This is a genomic window from Burkholderia sp. Nafp2/4-1b, assembly GCF_003635165.1.
Lineage (GTDB): Bacteria > Pseudomonadota > Gammaproteobacteria > Burkholderiales > Burkholderiaceae > Burkholderia.
Genome location: NZ_ML058617.1, coordinates 1 through 18,773, shown reverse-complemented (window position 1 = coordinate 18,773; position 18,773 = coordinate 1). Strand labels below are relative to the sequence as shown.

Below are 18,773 nucleotides of genomic sequence, written 5' to 3'. Positions count from 1 at the left end.
CGCGCGCATGCAGCAAAGCAAAAGGGCCGAATTCCGCACGTAGCGGGATTCGGCCCTTTGTCTTGCTTCATCCAGCCGGCGCGAGCGCGCCGACGTTCAGCGTGCGTCCTTCAGGTCGTTCGCGTCCTTCGCATCCTTCGAGAACTGCACGGCGATCGCGCCGAGCACGCAGATCGCCGCGACGTACATGACCGGCGCGAGCGGATTCGACTTCATCATCAGCGACACGATCACCGGCGTGAGGCCGCCGAAGATTGCATACGCGACGTTGTACGAGAACGAGATGCCGGAGAAGCGCACGACGGCCGGGAAGCTGCGGACCATCACGAACGGCACCGCGCCGATCGTGCCGACCATGAAGCCGGCGATCCCGTAGTACAGCGGCAGCGTCGACGCGTCGGCCGCGACCTGCACGAACAGCAGGTAGTAGCACGCGGCCAGCCCGAGGCCGCCGATGCCGAGCACGCGCTTCGCGCCGATCCAGCCCGCCAGCGAGCCGGCGGTGATGCAGCCGGCCGTCAGGCACAGCGTCGCGACGCTGTTCGCGAACAGCGTGGTCGCGGGCGTCAGGTGGAACTGCTTCTGCAGCAGTGCGGGCGTCATCAGGATCACGACGACGATCGCCGCCGACAGCATCCACGTGAGCAGCATCGACACGATCACCGCACGGCCGTGGTCGCGCAGCACGGCCTTCAGCGGAATCTCGGCCGCGAGCGCCTTCTTCGCCTTCATTTCGGCGAATACCGGCGTCTCGTGCAGCCAGCGGCGCAGGTACACGGAGAACAGCCCGAACACGCCGCCGAGCAGGAACGGGATGCGCCACGCGAACGCGGTGACTTCGGCGCCCGAGTAACGGCTGTTGATGCCGGCCGCGACCAGCGAGCCGAGCAGGATACCGGCCGTCAGGCCCGCGGTCAGCGTGCCGCACGCATAGCCGATGTGGCGCGACGGCACATGCTCGGACACGAACACCCATGCGCCCGGCACTTCGCCGCCGACCGCCGCGCCCTGCAGCACGCGGAACAGCAGCAGCAACACCGGCGCGAGGATGCCGATCGAGTCATAGGTCGGCAACAGGCCCATCAGCAGCGTCGGCACCGACATCATCAGCACGCTCAGCGTGAACATCCGCTTGCGGCCGAACAGGTCGCCGAAGTGCGCCATGATCACGCCGCCGAGCGGGCGCGCGAGATAGCCGGCCGCGAAGATGCCGAACGTCTGCAACTGGCGCAGCCAGTCGGGGATGTCATGCGGAAAGAACAGCTGTCCGATCGCGGGCGCGAAGAACACGAAGATGATGAAGTCGTAGAACTCGAGCGCGCCGCCGAGTGCGGCAAGGCCAAGGGTTTTGTAGTCGCTGCGCGTGAGCGCGCGTTCGGCGGCGCGAGGCACGCCGCTCAATTCGGAAGCTTGCATGGTCAGGACGATCGGTTTTCGAATGTAGTTGTCGGTGCTGCGTCTCCAGGGCCCGCTATCGGCATGGACTGGCAAGGCGCGGCTTGCGTCGTCGAGCGTGTGTCGCGTATCGGATGGAACACGTCACATGCACCGTCGCACCAGGATGGGGCGCAACGGAGACGAAGCGTCAAAGCGGGTGGGGGGATTCTACAGGAGCGCAAAATGCACGCACGCGGCGGGCGCACCGAGGAACGCTTCGGACTTCGTCGAGCGCGAAATGCGCGCGGCGCGGCAGGCGGGTGTACCGCTTGCCGCGCCGCGCGGGACAGCGTGTCGCTGCCCGATCAGTTGCCGGCGATCGTGTCGACCGGCTTGAACGCGCCGTGCTCGACCTTGTAGATCGTCACCGGCGCATCCTTCAGGTCTCCCTTCGTGTCGTACGCGATGCTCGGCGCCGACACGCCCTTGATCGACACCTTGCCGAGATACGGCGTGTAGACCTTCGGATCGGTCGAGTTCGCGTCCTTCATCGCGGTGAGCAGCGCGATCGTGCCGTCGTACGAGTAGGGCGAGTAGGTGATCACGTCTTCATTGAAGCGTGCCTTGTAGCGCGATGCGTAGCCGGCGAAGCCCGGCATCTTTTCCTTCGGCAGCCCGCCCATGTAGACGATCGCGCCTTCGGCCGCGTCGCCGCCGACCTTCAGGAACGTCGGCGAGCGCGACATCTCGCCGGTCACGAACGCCGCCTTCATCCCGAGCTGGCGCATCTTGCGGATCATCGGCGAAGACTGCGCATCGCCGCCGCCGTAGAAGATCGCGTCGGGATTGACGCCCTTCAGGTTGGTCAGGATCGCAGAGAAGTCGAGCGCCTTGTCGTTCGTGAAGTCGCGCTTGATGATCGTGCCGCCCGCGGCCTGCACGGCTTTCGCGAATTCGTCGGCGATGCCCTGGCCGTAGGCCGTGCGGTCGTCGATGATCGCGATGCGCTTGAAGTGCAGCGTCTTCACCGCATACGTGCCGACGATGCGGCCGGCCTGCGCGTCGCTCGTCAGCAGCCGGTAGGTCGTCTTGTAGCCGCGCGCCGTGTATTGCGGCGACGTTGCCATCGAGATCTGCGGCAGCCCGGCGCGATCGTACAGGTCGGACGCCGGAATGCTCGTGCCCGAGTTGAAGTGGCCGATGACCCCGCTGACGTTGTCGTCGATCAGCCTCTGCGCGACGGTCGTGCCGGTGCGCGGGTCGGCCTGGTCGTCCTGCGAATCGAGCTGGAACGTGACCGGCTTGCCGCCGATCGTCGGATGCGTCGCGTTGAAATCGGCGATCGCGAGTTGCACGCCCTTCTGCATGTCCGTGCCGTAGTTCGACTGCGGCCCCGTCAGCGGTGCGGCGAAACCGATCTTGACGACGTCGGCGGCGATGGCGTGTGCGCCCGACAGTGCGCAGGCAGCAGCCAGCGCGACGTGCGATACCTTCAGCTTCACTTTCACTTCCCCTTGATGGCATGGTTGGGCCGCGGCCGGCCAGCGGGCCGGTGCGGTAAACCGGGCGAGACGTATCGGTTGCGGGCCTTGGTGAAGACCGTGCGGGGCGTGCCGTGCGCCGTTCGGGTTGTGCCGGAATCGGCGTGCGCGGCGATGGCGGGATGTCGTCTCGTGACCGTGGAGCAAAGTCTAGGTAGCGAAAAAGCCCGCGTCTTGCGCGTTCGGTGCGCGGCCGGCGACGATTTCGGCATATCGTCGATAACCCTGATATATGCTGAAATCGTCATTTAGAATGCGCAAACGCGCCAAGACGCGGCACGTCGGCATTTCTAGGATGGCGGGGTCGGGGCGCGGGCCGAATTCGCGCGGGCTGCGTGCGCAGGCAGCGTGTACCTGGCCGACCGACGCGCAGCGACATGCGCCGCGCCGACGCGAAATCGTTGCCCCCGAACCCGCGGCCGGCGCAGTGGTTGCGCGCACAACCGCACCATTGCATCATGCGCCGCTGCCTGCGCGCCGATCATCGTCGGTAGATCGCGCATCGCGCGGGCCGCCGTTCGCCGAACAGCCCGTTCGCTTGCCCGCGACCGCCGCGACGCGTTCCACAGGGCGCTCCTATAATCGACGCCATCAGCCACTCCGTTCGCAGACGCCGGAATGACGACTTTCCTTGCAGCACCGCCCATGAGCCTGTCCGACACGCTGCGCTACCAGCCCGACAACGCCGATCTCGGCGCGATGCTCGCGCACTTCCGCCTCCTCGAGCCGGTGTTCGACGCACTGCCCGACGTCGCGTTCTTCGTGAAGGATGCGAACGGCCGTTACGCGCTCGTCAACCGTACGCTGGCGATGCGCTGCGGCTACAAGGACAAGCGCGACCTGCTCGGCAAGACGACCGACGAAGTGTTTCCGCGCCGCTTCGGCCGGACCTATTTCGAGCAGGACATGGCGACGATCAACGCCGGCCAGCAGCTGATGGACCAGCTCGAGCTGCATCTGTATCCGGGCCGCCAGCCGGGCTGGTGCCTGACCTGCAAGGAGCCGCTGCGCGACGCGGCCGGCAAGGTGGTCGGACTCGCGGGCATCTCGCGCGACCTGAAGGCGCACGAGGGTTCGCACCCGGCCTACAGCAAGCTCGCCGACGTGGTCCAGCACATCCAGGATCACTACGTGCAGCCGCTGAACCTGAAGCAGCTCGCGCAGATGGCCGGGATGTCGGTCGCGCAACTGGAGCGCTACTTCCACAAGGTGTTTCACCTGACGCCGCGCCAGGTGCTGCTGAAGACGCGGCTCGACGCGGCCACGGCGCTGCTCGTCACGCACGACAAGGTGACTGACGTCGCGGCGCTATGCGGTTATACGGATCACAGCGCGTTCACGCGCCAGTTCAAGGCGACGGTTGGCGTGACGCCGACCGAATACCGGCTGATGCTGCAGGACCGGGGAGGGTGACGCGACGCGCCGGCCGAGGCCGACGGGGCGGGATGAGCGGGGTGTTGCGGGAGGGGGAAGGACGGCTCAGCGGTAGCCGAGGCCTTTCAGGACGGCCGTGCCGTCTTCGGTCAGGCGGAAGCTCGGTGAGTTGTCGGCGTCGAGCTTGATCATCTCGACGAGGCCGGCTTCCTGCAGCGCGGGCAATTCGGGTTTGGCATTCGCACCGATCGGCGCGTGCAGCAGCACGAGCAGCGTCGCGATCTCGTGATGGCTGAGCAAACGGCGCAGCATCGTCTTCTTTGCAGGGGGCGCGGCCGGGCGGCCCGCGGGTGCTTCTACGGCGCTCATCGCTGTCCTCCTTTTTCGGGATATCCATCGGGTTACTGGTTCCGGATGGTGCCGTCGAAGACTTAAGCGATTCTTAAAAGCGCGCCAGCGGTGAGGATGCTGCAGTGCGCCGCGCGTTACGGGATGTAACCCCCGCCGCGCGGCCGTCTCCGGGGCCAGAGCTGCGGGCCTTGCCGGACGGGGGCGCCGCTCGCGAAATCCCGGGATGGTGCGTCCGACCAGCGCGCGTTGCCGAATTGGCATGACTTTCTCCACCGATCCGGCCCCGAAGCGAAATTCCTGCGCTGGGTTATTTCCTCCGCTGCGCCTGCGCGGCGAGCCGCACGGCCGCGTTGGTCGCGCCGTAGCCGTCGTAGCCGCCGCGCCGCTCGACGATTTCGAGCGAGAAGCGGTTGTCGACCAGTTCCGTATACGCGTGCAGGAATTCGCCGCCGTTTTCGTCGCGGTCGTACAGCAGATGATGGGCGCTCAGCGTGTCGATCAGTTCGTCCGACAGCGCGTAGCGCGCGGCGAGATCGTCGTAGTAGTTCGGCGGGATTCGCAGGAACGGCACGCCGTCGGCCGCGAACGCGGCGACCGTCTTCACGATGTCGTCGGTCCGGAACGCGACATGGTTCAGCCCCGTGCCGTGATAGCGGTCGAGCGATTCGGCGACGGCCGTATGGCGGTCGACCGACGCGTTCAGCGCGATCCGCACCGAACCGTCCGCGCTGCGCACCGCGCGGCTGCGCATCAGCCCGTACGGGTCGGGCACGAGCCAGCTGCGCTCGGCCTCGAAGCCGAAGGCGGTCTTGAAGAAGAGGATCCACGTATCGAGCGCGTCGGCCGGCAGCGCCAGGCAGACGTGGTCGATGCCCGTCAGCGGGCCGACCTCGGTCGGGCCGTCGACGTCGGTCAGCACGAAATCCGATTCATACAGTGTCGGCGTGTTCGGCGCTTCGTCGACGAAGTATTCGAGGCTGCCGTCCGGCGCCTTCACGCTCGGCAGCACGCGCTCGTTCGGACCGACGCGCCCGGAAAACGGCGCGTAGCCGAAGCCGGCCGCGCGTTCGAACGCCACTTTCGCGTCGTCGACGCGGAACGCCGACGCACACAGCGACAACCCATGCTGCTGGAAGAACGCATCGGCGAACGAGTCGCGCTCGGCGTTCAGCACGATCGACGCCGCGCCGTGCTGGAACAGCGTCACGTCCTTCGAGCGATGACGTCCCGCGAGCCGGAATTGCATCCGGCCGAGCCATTCGCCGACGGTGGCCGCCGCCTGCGCGTCGACCGCGAATTCGATGAACTGGAACCCGACGTGCGCGGGCGGGGCCGGCGGCGCGAACAGCGGCTGGTCGGCCCTGGGCGCATGGCCGTCCTGCGCGAGCCGCGCACGTGTCAGGTCTTCCAGATAGAGCAGCGAGCGGTGGCCGTCGGCGGACGTGATCGCGGTCGGCGCCGCGCGGAAGCCGTCGTTGAAGATCTCCAGCGACAGCGGCCCCGTATAACCGGACTCGATCACGCGGGCGGTGAAGCGCGCGAGGTCGAAGTCCCCCTGGCCGGGAAACGAGCGGTAGTGGCGGCTCCATTCGAGCACGTCCATCGCGAGCTTCGGCGCATCGGCGATCTGCACGAACGCGATCCGGTCGCCGGGGATATCGGCGATCCCGTCCGGCGAGTCGTCGAGCGACAGCGTATGGAAGCTGTCGAGCGCGAGGCCGAGGTGCGGGCTGTTCACCGCATTCACGAGCTGCCACGCGTGGCCGTACCGCTTCACGACGCGGCCCCACGCGAGCGCTTCGTACGCGGCCACCACGCCGGCCTGCCGCGCGGCTTCGGCGAGTGCGCCGAGCTGATCGACGAACAACGCGTCGTCGGCGATCGTATCGGCCGACACACTGCTGCAGACGAGGATGCGATCGGTGCCGAGCGCATGCATCACGTCGAACTTGCGCTTGATCCGGTCGAGATTGCGCGCGAGCTGCGCCGGGCTTACGCCCTCGAAGTCGCGAAACGGCTGGAACAGCACAATGTCGAGGCCGAGATCGGCGGCCATCCGGCGCACGTCGGCGGGCGATCCGTCGAAGTACACGAGGTCATTCTCGAAGATTTCGACACCGTCGAAACCGGCGGCCTGGACGGCGGCGAGCTTCTCGGCGAGCGTGCCGGACAGTGACACCGTGGCGATCGAGCGCTGCATGGGCGAATCCTGCTGATGAACGGGATGTGGCGTTGGCCGAATCGGGTCGGGATGAACCACCCGTTGAATTCCTGCGGACACCATATCCCGAATTTACTAGGGAAGTGAGGTGAATTATACAAACTAACTAGATGGTACAAATTAGCGAAAACCCGGAAAGACAGCGAGCCAGTGCCGGCGCACACTAGCGCCACATCCTGATTGTCACGGGGCGCAAGCCGGTAAGGCTGCGCCCCCGTTTTTGGAGCAGAAATCGTCATGAGTAAACACAAGGTGCTGGTGCTGAACGGCCCGAATCTCAATCTGCTGGGAACCCGCGAACCCCATATCTACGGCGCGGAAACCCTCGCGGACGTCGAGCAGCGTTGCCGTAAGGCAGCCGAGGGGCTCGGTCTGGAGATCGACTTCCACCAGTCGAACGCCGAGCACCAGCTGATCGACTGGCTGCATGCCGCGCGTCACGACACGCACGGCATCGTGATCAACCCGGCTGCCTATACGCACACGTCGGTCGCGCTGGCCGACGCGCTGTCCGCGATCGCGAAGCCCGTGATCGAGGTGCACATTTCCAATGTGCACCGCCGCGAGGCATTCCGCCACCACTCGTATATAGCGGCCATCGCCGAAGCCGTGATCTGCGGCTGCGGCACCGAAGGCTACGTGTTCGCGCTGCAGCGCCTGGCGACCCTGTTTGCGCAGCGAGCCGCACAATGAGCCGCCCGTCGTTTCTGATCGGCCTGATCGGCCAGGGCATCGGCGCTTCGCTGTCGCCCGCGATGCATGAGGAAGAAGGATTCCGTCAGGGCTTCGGCTACGTCTATCGCCGCATCGATCTCGATGTGCTCGGACTGACCGCCGACGCGCTGCCCGAACTGCTCGATGCCGCGCAGCGGATGGGCTTCAACGGCCTGAACATCACGCATCCGTGCAAGCAGCGCGTGATCGAGCACCTCGATGAACTGTCGGACGACGCGCGCGCGCTCGGTGCGGTGAACACCGTGTTGTTCAAGGACGGCAAGCGGATCGGCCACAACACCGACTGGTCGGGCTTCGCGAAATCGTTCCGCCGCGGTTTGCCGGACGCATCGCTCGAGCGCGTCGTGCAGCTCGGCGCGGGCGGCGCAGGCGCGGCCGTCGCGCATGCTGCGCTGCAGATGGGCGCGGCCGAACTGACGATTTTCGATGTCGACCGCACGCGTGCCGTCACGCTCGCGGGCGAACTGCAGCAGCGCTTTCCGGCAGCGCGGGTCGCGGCCGGCGACGATCTCGCGGTCGCGGTGAAGGCCGCAACCGGCCTGATCCACGCAACGCCGACCGGCATGGTCAAGCACCCGGGCCTGCCGCTGCCGGCCGAGCTGCTCCATGCCGGAATGTGGGTCGCCGACATCGTGTATTTCCCGCTCGAAACCGAACTGGTCCGCGCGGCACGTGCGGCCGGCTGCGCGACGCTGCCGGGCGGCGGGATGGCCGTGTACCAGGCCGTCGATGCGTTCGAGATCTTCACCGGCCGCACGCCGGACGACGAGCGGATGTTCGAGCACTTTCAGTCGCTCGTCGCGCGCTGACTTTCTACCTATTAGCTGGAAAAAGAGACCAGGAGACAACCAACCATGCAGCACACCACCCACACCAACGCCGCGCCGGCTCAGGCTGCCGGCACGGTCCGGCGGACATCGGCGCGCTACAAGATTCTTGCGCTGCTCGCGATCGGCACGATGATCAACTATCTCGACCGCACCGTGCTGGGGGTGGCTGCGCCGCAGCTCACCAAGGAGCTCGGCATCAACGCGGCGGTGATGGGCATCATGTTCTCCGCGTTCTCGTGGACGTACGTCGCGATGCAGGTGCCGGGCGGCCTGTTTCTCGACCGCTTCGGCAGCAAGGTCACCTATTACTGGTCGATGACGCTGTGGTCGCTGTGCACGCTGCTGCAAGGCTTCGTACCCGGTGTCGCGACGCTGCTCGCGTGCCGGCTCGGCCTCGGCGTGACGGAGGCGCCGTGCTTCCCGACCAACAGCCGCGTCGTCGCGACGTGGTTCCCGCAGAACGAACGCGCGATGGCGACCGGCACCTATACGGTGGGCGAGTACATCGGCCTCGCGTTCTTCAGCCCCGTGCTGTTCGCGCTGATGGGCGCGTTCGGCTGGCGCTCGCTGTTCTGGGTGGTCGGCGCGGTCGGCATCGTGTTCGGCCTTGTCTGGTGGAAGTTCTATCACGAGCCGCGCAACCATCCGGCCGCGAACTCCGAAGAGCTCGCGTACATCGAAGCGGGCGGCGGTCTGGTGCACGGTGCGCGCAAGGACGCTGGCAAGGGCGACAAGCCGGCACAGGCCCAGTTCAGCTGGTCGATGGTCGGCCAGCTGGTGAAGAAGCGCCAGCTCGCAGGCATCTGCCTCGGCCAGTTCGCCGGCAACTCGACGCTCGTGTTCTTCCTGACCTGGTTCCCGACCTATCTCGCGACCGAGCGCCACATGGGCTGGCTGAAGATCGGCTTCTTCGCGGTGATGCCGTTCATCGCCGCGTCGGTCGGCGTGATGTTCGGCGGGATCTTCTCCGACTGGCTGCTGCGTCGCGGCAAATCGGCGAACCTCGCACGCAAGCTGCCGATCATCGCGGGCCTGCTGCTCGCGTCGACGATCATTCTCGCGAACTACGTGCAGAGCAACGAAGCCGTGATCGCGATCATGTCCGTGGCGTTCTTCGCGCAAGGGATGGCCGCGCTCGGCTGGACGCTCGTGTCCGACATCGCGCCGGACGGCCTGCTCGGCGTGACGGGCGGCATCTTCAACTTCGCGGCGAACCTCGCGGGGATCATCACGCCGCTCGTCGTCGGCTTCATCGTCGCCTCGACCGGCTCGTTCGTCGGCGCGCTGGTGTTCATCGGCGTGATCGCGCTGATCGGCGCGCTGTCTTACATCTTCGTGGTCGGCGACATCAAGCGGATCGAACTGTAAGCATCGGCTCCACGCACTCTCGGTGCGTTCGCCCGGCGGCCTGTGGGTCGCCGGGCTTTTTGTTTCCAGCAACGATTCGCGCGCGGCGTTGCGGGTGAACGCTCACACCCGCTGCATCGCAATCCCGAGCGATTCGAGCGCCTGGGCGATCGCCGCGACCGCTCGCCGGATGTCGCCCGCATCGATCGCGCCGATGCAGCCGACGCGAAACGTTTCCAGCTGCGTCAGCTTGCCCGGATACAGAATGAAGCCCGCATCGCGCACCGCGTCATAGAAGCGGCGGAAATCGTACTCCGGATGGTCGGGCGCATGGAACGTGACGATCACGGGCGCCTGCACGTCGGCGTCGAGGAACGGCACGAAGCCGAGTGCGCGCATCGATTCGACGAGCGTCCGGCAGTTCTCCGCATAGCGCGCGCCCCGCGCGGGCTGGCCGCCTTCGGCCAGGTACGCGTCGAGCGCCGCACGCAGCGCGGCGATCACGTGGGTGGGCGGCGTGAAGCGCCACTGGCCCGTCTTGCGCAGGTACGCGTACTGATCGTGCAGATCGAGCGCGAGCGACGGCGAGTTGCCTTCGCACGCGTCGAGCGCGTCGCGCCGCACGATCGCGAAGCCCATCCCCGGCACCCCTTCCAGGCATTTGCCGCTCGCCGAGATCAGCGCGTCGATTCCGCTGTCCGCCAGCGCGATCGGCAGCGCGCCGAACGAACTCATCGCGTCGACGATCAGCCGCTTGCCGTGCCGCCGGCACGCGGCCGCGATCGCGTCGAGCGGATTCAGGATGCCGGCGCTAGTTTCCAGGTGCACCAGCGCGACGTGCGTGATGCGCGGCTCGCGCCCGAACGCGGCTTCGACCGCCGCCGGATCGACCGCGGCATCTTCGCCGAACGGCAGCGCGATCGCGTCGATGCCAAGCCGGCCCAGGATCTTCAGGATGCGCGCGCAATACGCGCCGTTGTCGGGCACCAGCACGACGCCGTCGCGTGGCACCAGCGTGCCGAGCGCGGCTTCGACCGAAAACGTGCCGCTGCCCTGCATCGGCACGCACACGTACTCGTCCCCGCCGTGCGCGATCGTGACGAGATCCGCGCAGACGCTCGCCGTCAATTGATTGAACGCGGCGTCCCACGAGCCCCAGTCGTGTTGCATTGCGTGGCGTGTTGTGGCGGACGTGGTGAGCGGGCCGGGCGTGAGGAGGATCGGGGCGGGCATGGTTTTCTCCAGCAAAGGTCGGACGAAACGCCGGGGCGGCATTTCTGAATGACTTGCATGATATTGGCAAAATGTGTCATTTTTTGGAAATTGTGGCACTCGTCACGGGGTTGTCATCGAACGCTGTGATCCTTCGCTTGCCGCGCGAAACCACCTGCAGCGCGGCAGCGACGCGGCCGGTTGTCGGCCCGTTCGACTGAAGCGAGCCGGATCGTGCACCGGCCGCCTGGTGTTCCGCCTACGGAGAAGTGAGATGACACTGCAGAATTCCTCGCGCGCCGCTGCCGGCGCGTTCCGCAAGCTCGCGCTGGCCGCCTGCGCCGCCGGTCTGCTGCAAGGCGTGGCGCTGCCCGCGCATGCGGCGAACGCGGTCGTGCTGTACACGGCGGACGGTCTCGAGAACCTCTATCGCGATGTGCTGCCGGCGTTCGAAAAGAAGGAAGGCGTCAAGGTCAACATCGTGACGGCGGGCAGCGGCGAGGTCGTCAACCGCGCGAACATCGAGAAAAATTCGCCGAAGGCGGACGTGATCGTCACGCTGCCGCCGTTCATTCAGCAAGCCGGCCAGATGGGCCTGCTGCAGGCGTACCAGAGCATCAACTACAAGAACGTGCCGGCGATCGCGAAGGCGGAAGACGGCACGTGGGCGACGTTCGTGAACAACTACTTCTCGTTCGCGATCAATCCGGACGTCGTGAAGAACCAGCCGAAGACGTTCGCCGACCTGCTGTCGCCGAACTATGCCGGCAAGGTCGCGTACTCGAACCCGGCGACCGCCGGCGACGGGATGGCCGTGCTGATCCTCACGACCGCGCTGATGGGCGAGGACAAGGCGTTCGACTACCTCGCGAAGCTGTCGCAGAGCGTGAAATTCCACACGAAGGGCACCGGCTACCTGAACGTGCTGCTGTCGCGTAACGAAATCAGCGTCGCGAACGGCGACCTGCAGATGGACCTCGACGATGCCGAGCACGGCGCGCTGTCCGTCAAGCCGATCTTCCTGGCCGCGAAGGCCGGCGACCAGCCGACCACGTTCCAGCTGCCGTACGGCATCGGCCTGATCAAGAGCGGCCCGAACCAGGACGTCGGCAAGAAGCTGATCGACTACCTGATGTCGACGGAAGTGCAGTCGAAGGTGCCCGATATGTACGGCATCCCGGGCCGCACCGACGTGCCGCTGGCCGGCAAGAACGGCGAAGCGGTGAAGAAGGCGATCGCGGGCGTGAAGCTGATTCCGGTCGACTGGAACCAGGTGATGGCGAAGAAGCCGGAGTGGATCGAGCGCTGGAAGAAGGACGTGATCGGCAGTTCGGGCAAGCAGCTCGACGTCGTCAAGCCGAAGTGAGCGGCGCACGCCGCCTGTATTAGTGAGCAAGAGGATGAACCCGGTGGATACCACCCTGACCCATCCCGGCGCATTCGGCGCCGCCGAGCCGCGTGCAACGCTGCGGTCCGGCGCGCCGGGCGGCGTGCAGATCGAACACCTGAGCGTGCGCTACGGCGCACGCACGGTGCTGGAAGATCTGTCGCTGTCGATCGGCGCCGGTGAATTTCTGACCGTGCTCGGCAAGAGCGGCTGCGGCAAGACCACGCTGCTGCGCTTCATCGCCGGGTTCGTGAAGGCCGACGGCCTGACCGGCACGCTGACCGTGGCCGGACGCGACCTGACCTATGCGCCGCCGCACAAGCGCAATCTCGGTCTGCTGTTCCAGAATTACGCGCTGTTCCCGCACCTGTCGGTGTTCGAGAACGTCGCATTCGGGCTGCGTGCGCGCGGCATGGCGTCGTCGGAAGTGACGCGCCGCGTCGCCGACGCGCTGAAGCTCGTGCAGCTCGGCGATGCCGGCCACCACCTGCCCGCGCAGCTGTCGGGCGGGATGCAGCAGCGCGTCGCGCTGGCCCGCGCGCTCGTGATCGAGCCCGACGTGCTGCTGCTCGACGAGCCGCTCTCGGCGCTCGACGCCAACCTGCGCGCGTCGGTGCGCAGCGAACTGAAGGCGCTGCACGAGCGGCTGCCGAACCTGACCGTCGTCTGCGTGACGCACGATCGCGACGACGCACTCGTGCTGTCCGATCGCGCGCTGCTGATGCGCGACGGCCACATCGCGCAGCTCGGCACGCCGCAGCAGCTGTACGACGCGCCGCGGGACGGCTACGTCGCGCGCTATCTCGGCCCGGCCAACCTGTTGCCGCCGCACGTGATCTTCCCGCTTGGCGATCCGCGTCACGACGTGCGCGGCAAGGTCGCGTGCGTGCGCCCCGAGCGTCTGACCGTGATGCCGCTTGCCGCGGGCGGGCTGCACGGCACGGTGTCGTCCGTCGAATGGCAGGGCGCGGATTTGTCGATCGCGGTCGTGATCGACGCGGCGCCCGACGAACCCGTGCGCGTGACGATGCAACGCGGCCGCGGCGCGGCTCCCGAGCGCGGTGCGCGCGTGTCCCTGCATTGCGAGGCAGACGATGTCGTCCTTATCGAGCCCTGAAGCCGGCGTGCCGCCGCACGTGCTCGCGTCGGCCGCCGCGCATGCGGCCGCCGCGCGGCGCCGCAAGCGCATGGGCGACCTGCACCTCGCGGCACTCGCGATCGTCGTGCTGGGCCCGCTCGTCGTCTATCCGCTCGTGCGGCTCGTGCTGCTGAGCGTGACCGGCGACCACGGGTTGAGCTTCGCCGCGTATCGCACGTTCTTCGGCAACCCCGATACGCGCAACGTGCTGCTGACGACCGTCGGCGTGCTGTTCGCGAGTGCCGGCACCGCGTCGGTGCTCGGCGTGCTGCTGGCTGCGCTGCTGTTCTTCAGGCCGTTCCCGGGCGCGTCGCTCGTCACGCGCTTCCTGGAGCTGTACGTCGCGTTTCCGTCGTTCCTCGTCGCGTTCACGCTGATCTTCCTGTACGGCTCGCAAGGCTCGATCAGCATTGCGCTGCAGCACCTGTTCCATCTCGAGAATCCGCCGCTCGACTTTCTGTTCGGCATCGGCGGCGTGATTCTCGCGCAGACCGTGTTCTATACGCCGTTCGTCGTGCGGCCGACGCTCGCGTCGTTCGCGACGCTGGACCTGCGTCTGGTCGAAGCGGCGCGCAGTCTCGGTGCGTCCGGCTGGATGCTCGCGCGCCGCGTCGTGCTGCCGATCGCGTGGCCGGGCATCGCCGCCGGCACCGTGCTGTGCTTCCTGCTGACGCTGAACGAGTTCGGGATCCTGCTCGTACTCGGCAGCGCACGGCTCGTCACATTGCCGGTCGCGATCTACAGCAGCGCGACCGTCGATCTCGACCTGCCGACCGCGTCGGCCGGCGCGGTCGTGATGCTCGCGCTGTCGCTGGCGCTCTATGCGGTTTATCGCCGGGTGAACCGGCGTGCGACGGGAGGAAACGATGTCCGCTGAATTCCGTATCGGGCAAGCCGTGCCGCGCCACCAGATCGGCTGGGGCGACACGGTGCTCAAGCATGCGTCGCGTGCGGCGCTCGCGCTGGCCGCGTTCGCGTGCTTCTGGCTGTTCGTGCTGCCGGTCGTCGTCGTCGCGCTGTCGAGCGTGTCGACGCAATGGTCGGGCACGATTCTGCCGGCCGGCTACAGCCTGCGCTGGTTCGAGCGGCTCGGGTCGCCGGAGTACGACGCGCTGCTGACCAGCCTCGAAATCGGCTTCGGCGTGTCGGCGATCGGCACGATCCTCGGGCTGTGGCTCGCACTCGCGCTCGAAGGGCGCGACCGGCGTGGCCTCGGTGCGCTCGTCGACGCGCTCGTGATGGTGCCGAACGGCGTGCCGAGCGTCGTGCTCGGGCTCGCGGTGCTGATCGCGTATCACCAGAAGCCGTTCGACCTGTCGAGTTCCGCGGCGATCGTCGTGTTCGTGCAGCTCGCGCTGATTCTGCCGTTCTGCTATCGCTGCGCGGCCGCCGCGCTGCGTCCGGAACTGACCGTGCTGCGCGAAGCGGCGGCGAGCCTCGGTGCGCCGCCCGCGATGGTGCTGCGCCGCGTGCTGCTGCCGCAGCTCGTGCCGGCGCTGCGCGCGAGCCTCGCGCTCGGCTTCGCGCTGTCGCTCGGCGAGCTCGGCGCGACGCTGACCGTCTATCCGCCGGGTTTCGCGACCGTGCCGATCGTCGTGATCGGCCAGGTGGAGCGCGGCTATTACCTTCCCGCATCGGCGCTGTCGCTGCTGATGCTCGGCGCGTCGCTCGCGGCGCTGCTGCTGATCGCCGCGCGCGTGCCGCGCGGCAAGCGGGCCGCATCGTGAACGCCGCGTTCGCGTTGCGGCTGCCCGGCGAGCAACCGGCCGCGGGCAACGGTTCGACGGCGCTCGCGGGACGTTCCGTCGACGTCAACGGCCGGCGCTACCGGCTGCCGGTCGAACCGACCGTCGTGGTTTGCGTCGACGGCTGCGAGTACGACTATCTCGAGCGGGCCGTCGAAGCCGGCGTCGCGCCGTTCATCGGCCGGATGATCGTGGAAGGCACCGCGTGGCGCGCCGACTGCGTCGTGCCGACCTTCACCAACCCGAACAACCTGTCGATCGTCTGCGGCGTGCCGCCGTCGGTGCACGGGATCTGCGGCAACTACTTCTGGGATCCGGCCGCCGACGGCGGTCGCGGCGCCGAAGTCATGATGAACGACCCGGCCTACCTGCGGGCCGGCACGCTGCTCGCGGCGGCGTCCGACGCCGGCGCGCGGGTGGCCGTCGTCACCGCGAAGGACAAGCTGCGGCGGCTGCTCGGCTGGCGGATGAACGGCATCTGCTTCTCCGCCGAGAAGGCCGCGCAGGCGAATCTCGCGGAAAACGGGATCGTCGACGTGCTGGACTGGGTCGGCCTGCCGTCACCGGACGTATATAGCTCGGCGCTGTCCGAATTCGTGTTCGCGGCCGGCGTGCGGCTCGCGCAGACGCGCCAGGTCGATCTGATGTACCTGTCGACCACCGACTACGTGCAGCACAAGTGCGCGCCGGGCAGTGCCGGCGCGAACGCGTTCTACGCGATGATGGACCGCTATCTCGCGCAGCTCGACGCGCTCGGCTGGGCGATCGGGCTCACGGCCGACCACGGGATGAACGCGAAGCACGATCCGGCCACGGGCCGCCCGAATGTGATCTATCTGCAGGACGCGTTCGACGGCTGGTTCGGTGCGCGGGCCGCGCGCGTGATCCTGCCGATCACCGATCCGTACGTCGTGCACCACGGTGCGCTCGGCTCGTTCGCGACCATCTACCTGGCGCCGGATGTCGACCGCACCGAAGCGATGTGGCGCGTCGGCGGGCTCGACGGCGTCGAACTCGTGCTCGACAACGCGGAAGCCGCCGCGCGTTTCGAGTTGCCGGCCGATCGGATCGGCGACCTCGTCGTGATCGCGCGACGCGACATGACGCTCGGCACGCGCGAGCGCGAACACGACCTGTCCGGGCTGACCGTGCCGCTGCGTTCGCACGGCGGCGTGTCCGAGCAGGAAGTGCCGTTGCTGTTCAACCGTCGGATCGAGCGGGGCGACCCTGCGCGGCGACCGCGCAATTTCGACGTCTTCGATTTCGTGCTGAACCGGAGCGCATCATGATGGCTCATCCCCGGCAGGATCACCCGGCGTTTCGCGCCGAGGCGCTGCGCTGGTGCGGTACGCGCGCGGCGCGCGAACGGAGCTTCGACGTCAGCGATCCGTACACCGGCACGCGTGTCGGGACGGCACCGCTGGCGAGCGTCGACGACGTGCGCGCCGCGTTCGACTACGCGATGGCATACCGGCCCGCGCTCACGCGTTACGAGCGTTCGCAGATCCTCGAGCGCGCGGCCGCGCTGCTGCGCGAGCGAACCGAGGAAGCGTCCGACCTGATCACGCTCGAATCGGGATTGTCGAAGCAGGATTCGCGCTACGAGATCGGCCGCGTGGCCGACGTGCTGAAGTTCGCGTCGGTCGAGGCGCTGCGCGACGACGCGCAGAGCTTCTCGTGCGACCTCACACCCCACGGCAAGGCGCGGCGCGTGTTCTCACAGCGCCAGCCGCTCGACGGCGTGATCGTCGCGATCACGCCGTTCAATCACCCGATGAACCAGGTCGCGCACAAGATCGCGCCGGCGATCGCGACCAATAACCGCGTGATCGTGAAGCCGTCGGAGAAGGTGCCGCTGTCGGCGTTCTATCTGGCGGACCTGCTCTACGAGGCCGGCCTGCCCGAGCCGATGCTGCAGGTGCTGACCGGCGATCCGCGCGAAATCGCGGACGAGCTCGTCACGCATCCGCACGCGTCGCTGATTACCTTTACGGGCGGTGTATCGATCGGCAAGGCGATCGCCGCGCGGGCCGGCTACCGGCGCATCGTGCTGGAGCTGGGCGGCAACGATCCGCTGATCGTGCTCGATGATGCCGATCTGGAGCGTGCGGCATCGCTGGCCGTGCTGGGTTCGTACCGGAACTCGGGGCAGCGCTGCACGGCCGTCAAGCGGATCCTGGTGCAGCGCTCGATCGCGCCGGCGTTCACCGAGCTGCTCGTCGAGAAGACGCGCGCATGGAAGTACGGCGATCCGTTCGATCCTGCGAACGAAATGGGCACGGTGATCGACGATGCGGCGGCGCGGCTGTTCGAGGCACGGGTTGGCGAGGCGGTCGCTCAGGGTGCGCGCCTGTTGACCGGCAACGTGCGGCGCGGGGCACTTTATGCGCCGACCGTGCTCGACAATGTCGATCCGTCGATGACGATCGTGCGCGAGGAGACCTTCGGCCCGGTCTCGCCCGTCATGACGTTCGACACCATCGACGATGCGATCCGGATCAGCAATGGCACGGCATTCGGGTTGTCGTCGGGCGTCTGCACGGACAGCACGGCCGCGGTCGTGCGATTCGTGAACGAATTGAAGGTCGGGACGGTAAATGTCTGGGAGGTGCCCGGATACCGGATCGAACTGTCGCCGTTCGGCGGGATCAAGGATTCCGGGCTCGGCTATAAAGAAGGCGTTCAGGAAGCGATGAAGAGCTTCACGAACCTCAAGACTTTTTCGCTGCCTTGGGAGTAAGCGGATGGCTCTGACGGTAGAGGAGATTCACGGGCTGTATCGCGAGCATGGCCACGTTGCCTATAGCGGCGAACCGGTCACGCAACTGGAGCATGCGCTGCAGAGCGGCTTGCTCGCAGAGGAAGCGGGTGCCGACGACGCGCTGGTCGCGGCGGCATTCCTGCACGACCTCGGGCATCTGCTGAATCGGCAGGGCGAGACGCCGAGCGCGCGCGGGATCGACGATCTGCATCAGTATTACGTGCTGCCGTTCCTGCGACCGCTATTCGATGATGCGGTGCTGGAGCCGATCCGGCTGCACGTCGACGCGAAGCGTTGTCTGTGCCGCACGGACGCCGGCTACTTCGAGAGCCTGTCGCCGGATTCGGTGCGCAGCCTCGCGCTGCAGGGCGGCATCTTCAGCGAAGAGGAGACGGCGGCGTTCCTTCAGCGTCCGTTCGCTGAAGATGCGCTGCGCCTGCGCCGCTGGGACGATACGGCGAAGGAAGCGGGCAAGGCGACGCCCGGGCTCGAGCACTATATGGAGATAGTCGCGCGCCAGGTGCGTGTGGCCTGACGATTCGAGCGCCTCTACTCTCTACTCTATTGAAGAAGGCTCCGCACGCGACAGCGTGCGGGGCCTTCAATTTTTTCGAAAAACCCCTTGCGCGATGGGCGAACGGTGCTTAGAATCACGCCTCTTTCGCGCTAACGGAAACGCGGCGCGAGGGAAGAAGGGAAGTGGTGATGTTGGGGACAGGTTGTAGAGCCCCGACGCACACGGAGTTGAACCCCA

Annotated in this window: 16 protein-coding genes; 11 read left to right on the top strand and 5 right to left on the bottom strand. The window is 67.1% G+C overall.

The features are described from left to right. Window positions 1-96: 96 nt before the first annotated feature. Both C7H84_RS25485 and C7H84_RS25480 read right to left on the bottom strand, forming a co-directional pair. Complete coding sequence (locus tag C7H84_RS25485; protein WP_121861371.1) at window positions 97-1,416, bottom strand: MFS transporter; 1,320 nt, start codon at window positions 1,414-1,416, stop codon at window positions 97-99. Window positions 1,417-1,742: 326 nt separating this feature from the next. After that, window positions 1,743-2,879: a branched-chain amino acid ABC transporter substrate-binding protein gene (locus tag C7H84_RS25480; protein WP_121861490.1), complete on the bottom strand. Its 1,137-nt coding sequence runs from the start codon at window positions 2,877-2,879 to the stop codon at window positions 1,743-1,745. A gap of 657 nt (window positions 2,880-3,536) precedes the next feature. On the opposite strand from C7H84_RS25480, the gene C7H84_RS25470 reads away from it, so the two are divergent. After that, a complete protein-coding gene (locus C7H84_RS25470) occupies window positions 3,537-4,331 on the top strand; it encodes an AraC family transcriptional regulator (RefSeq protein WP_121861369.1) in 795 nt (264 codons plus the stop codon). A 66-nt stretch (window positions 4,332-4,397) separates the two neighbouring features. On the opposite strand, the gene C7H84_RS25465 is transcribed toward C7H84_RS25470, so the two are convergent. Then, entirely contained in the window at window positions 4,398-4,661 is a 264-nt protein-coding gene (locus tag C7H84_RS25465) for a hypothetical protein (protein WP_121861368.1), read from the bottom strand. Window positions 4,662-4,950: 289 nt separating this feature from the next. Beyond that, window positions 4,951-6,843: a sugar phosphate isomerase/epimerase and 4-hydroxyphenylpyruvate domain-containing protein gene (locus C7H84_RS25460; RefSeq protein ID WP_121861367.1), complete on the bottom strand. Its 1,893-nt coding sequence runs from the start codon at window positions 6,841-6,843 to the stop codon at window positions 4,951-4,953. Window positions 6,844-7,101: 258 nt separating this feature from the next. On the opposite strand from C7H84_RS25460, the gene aroQ reads away from it, so the two are divergent. Genes aroQ through C7H84_RS25445 form a run of 3 tightly spaced genes read left to right on the top strand, consistent with a single transcriptional unit; the run spans window position 7,102 to window position 9,797 of the window. After that, window positions 7,102-7,557, top strand: a complete 456-nt coding sequence (aroQ, locus tag C7H84_RS25455) for a type II 3-dehydroquinate dehydratase (protein ID WP_121861366.1) — start codon at window positions 7,102-7,104, stop codon at window positions 7,555-7,557. Beyond that, the gene (locus tag C7H84_RS25450; RefSeq protein ID WP_121861365.1) at window positions 7,554-8,408 is read left to right on the top strand and encodes a shikimate dehydrogenase; all 855 of its coding nucleotides are present in this window, start codon (window positions 7,554-7,556) and stop codon (window positions 8,406-8,408) included. Before aroQ ends, C7H84_RS25450 begins: the two co-directional genes overlap by 4 nt. Window positions 8,409-8,453: 45 nt before the next feature. Then, entirely contained in the window at window positions 8,454-9,797 is a 1,344-nt protein-coding gene (locus C7H84_RS25445) for an MFS transporter (RefSeq protein ID WP_121861364.1), read from the top strand. A gap of 102 nt (window positions 9,798-9,899) precedes the next feature. Here C7H84_RS25445 and C7H84_RS25440 read toward each other — a convergent pair whose 3' ends face one another. Continuing rightward, complete coding sequence (locus C7H84_RS25440; RefSeq protein WP_121861363.1) at window positions 9,900-11,009, bottom strand: 2-aminoethylphosphonate--pyruvate transaminase; 1,110 nt, start codon at window positions 11,007-11,009, stop codon at window positions 9,900-9,902. 253 nt (window positions 11,010-11,262) lie between these two features. Here C7H84_RS25440 and phnS point away from each other — a divergent pair, with 253 nt between their 5' ends. The 7 genes from phnS to C7H84_RS25405 are packed head-to-tail and all read left to right on the top strand — an operon-like array spanning window position 11,263 to window position 18,554. Beyond that, entirely contained in the window at window positions 11,263-12,354 is a 1,092-nt protein-coding gene (gene phnS / locus C7H84_RS25435; protein WP_121861362.1) for a 2-aminoethylphosphonate ABC transporter substrate-binding protein, read from the top strand. Between the two features lie 34 nt (window positions 12,355-12,388). Next, entirely contained in the window at window positions 12,389-13,492 is a 1,104-nt protein-coding gene (gene phnT / locus C7H84_RS25430) for a 2-aminoethylphosphonate ABC transport system ATP-binding subunit PhnT (RefSeq protein WP_162999362.1), read from the top strand. Further along, a complete protein-coding gene (gene phnU / locus C7H84_RS25425) occupies window positions 13,470-14,390 on the top strand; it encodes a 2-aminoethylphosphonate ABC transporter permease subunit (protein WP_121861361.1) in 921 nt (306 codons plus the stop codon). The genes phnT and phnU overlap by 23 nt, the downstream gene beginning before the upstream one ends. Continuing rightward, a complete protein-coding gene (gene phnV, locus C7H84_RS25420) occupies window positions 14,380-15,240 on the top strand; it encodes a 2-aminoethylphosphonate ABC transport system, membrane component PhnV (protein WP_121861360.1) in 861 nt (286 codons plus the stop codon). Before phnU ends, phnV begins: the two co-directional genes overlap by 11 nt. Beyond that, window positions 15,237-16,547 (top strand): phosphonoacetate hydrolase, encoded by a 1,311-nt coding sequence (gene phnA, locus C7H84_RS25415; protein ID WP_121861359.1) that lies wholly within the window; start codon window positions 15,237-15,239, stop codon window positions 16,545-16,547. Before phnV ends, phnA begins: the two co-directional genes overlap by 4 nt. Continuing rightward, entirely contained in the window at window positions 16,544-17,998 is a 1,455-nt protein-coding gene (gene phnY / locus C7H84_RS25410; protein WP_121861358.1) for a phosphonoacetaldehyde dehydrogenase, read from the top strand. The genes phnA and phnY overlap by 4 nt, the downstream gene beginning before the upstream one ends. Before the next feature lie 4 nt (window positions 17,999-18,002). After that, on the top strand, window positions 18,003-18,554 hold the full coding sequence (locus C7H84_RS25405) for a phosphonate degradation HD-domain oxygenase (RefSeq protein WP_121861357.1): 552 nt from the start codon (window positions 18,003-18,005) through the stop codon (window positions 18,552-18,554). The last annotated feature ends 219 nt before the right edge of the window (window positions 18,555-18,773 follow it).

Excerpts from the sequence above, each read along its gene's own strand:
- phnV (WP_121861360.1), top strand. The coding sequence starts at position 14,380 with ATGTCCGCTGAATTCCGTATCGGGCAAGCCGTGCCGCGCCACCAGATC.
- C7H84_RS25445 (WP_121861364.1), top strand. The coding sequence starts at position 8,454 with ATGCAGCACACCACCCACACCAACGCCGCGCCGGCTCAGGCTGCCGGC.
- C7H84_RS25405 (WP_121861357.1), top strand. The coding sequence starts at position 18,003 with ATGGCTCTGACGGTAGAGGAGATTCACGGGCTGTATCGCGAGCATGGC.
- C7H84_RS25470 (WP_121861369.1), top strand. The coding sequence starts at position 3,537 with ATGACGACTTTCCTTGCAGCACCGCCCATGAGCCTGTCCGACACGCTG.
- phnS (WP_121861362.1), top strand. The coding sequence starts at position 11,263 with ATGACACTGCAGAATTCCTCGCGCGCCGCTGCCGGCGCGTTCCGCAAG.
- C7H84_RS25460 (WP_121861367.1), bottom strand. The coding sequence starts at position 6,843 with ATGCAGCGCTCGATCGCCACGGTGTCACTGTCCGGCACGCTCGCCGAG.
- phnY (WP_121861358.1), top strand. The coding sequence starts at position 16,544 with ATGATGGCTCATCCCCGGCAGGATCACCCGGCGTTTCGCGCCGAGGCG.
- C7H84_RS25485 (WP_121861371.1), bottom strand. The coding sequence starts at position 1,416 with ATGCAAGCTTCCGAATTGAGCGGCGTGCCTCGCGCCGCCGAACGCGCG.
- C7H84_RS25465 (WP_121861368.1), bottom strand. The coding sequence starts at position 4,661 with ATGAGCGCCGTAGAAGCACCCGCGGGCCGCCCGGCCGCGCCCCCTGCA.
- aroQ (WP_121861366.1), top strand. The coding sequence starts at position 7,102 with ATGAGTAAACACAAGGTGCTGGTGCTGAACGGCCCGAATCTCAATCTG.
- phnT (WP_162999362.1), top strand. The coding sequence starts at position 12,389 with ATGAACCCGGTGGATACCACCCTGACCCATCCCGGCGCATTCGGCGCC.
- phnU (WP_121861361.1), top strand. The coding sequence starts at position 13,470 with ATGTCGTCCTTATCGAGCCCTGAAGCCGGCGTGCCGCCGCACGTGCTC.
- C7H84_RS25440 (WP_121861363.1), bottom strand. The coding sequence starts at position 11,009 with ATGCCCGCCCCGATCCTCCTCACGCCCGGCCCGCTCACCACGTCCGCC.
- C7H84_RS25450 (WP_121861365.1), top strand. The coding sequence starts at position 7,554 with ATGAGCCGCCCGTCGTTTCTGATCGGCCTGATCGGCCAGGGCATCGGC.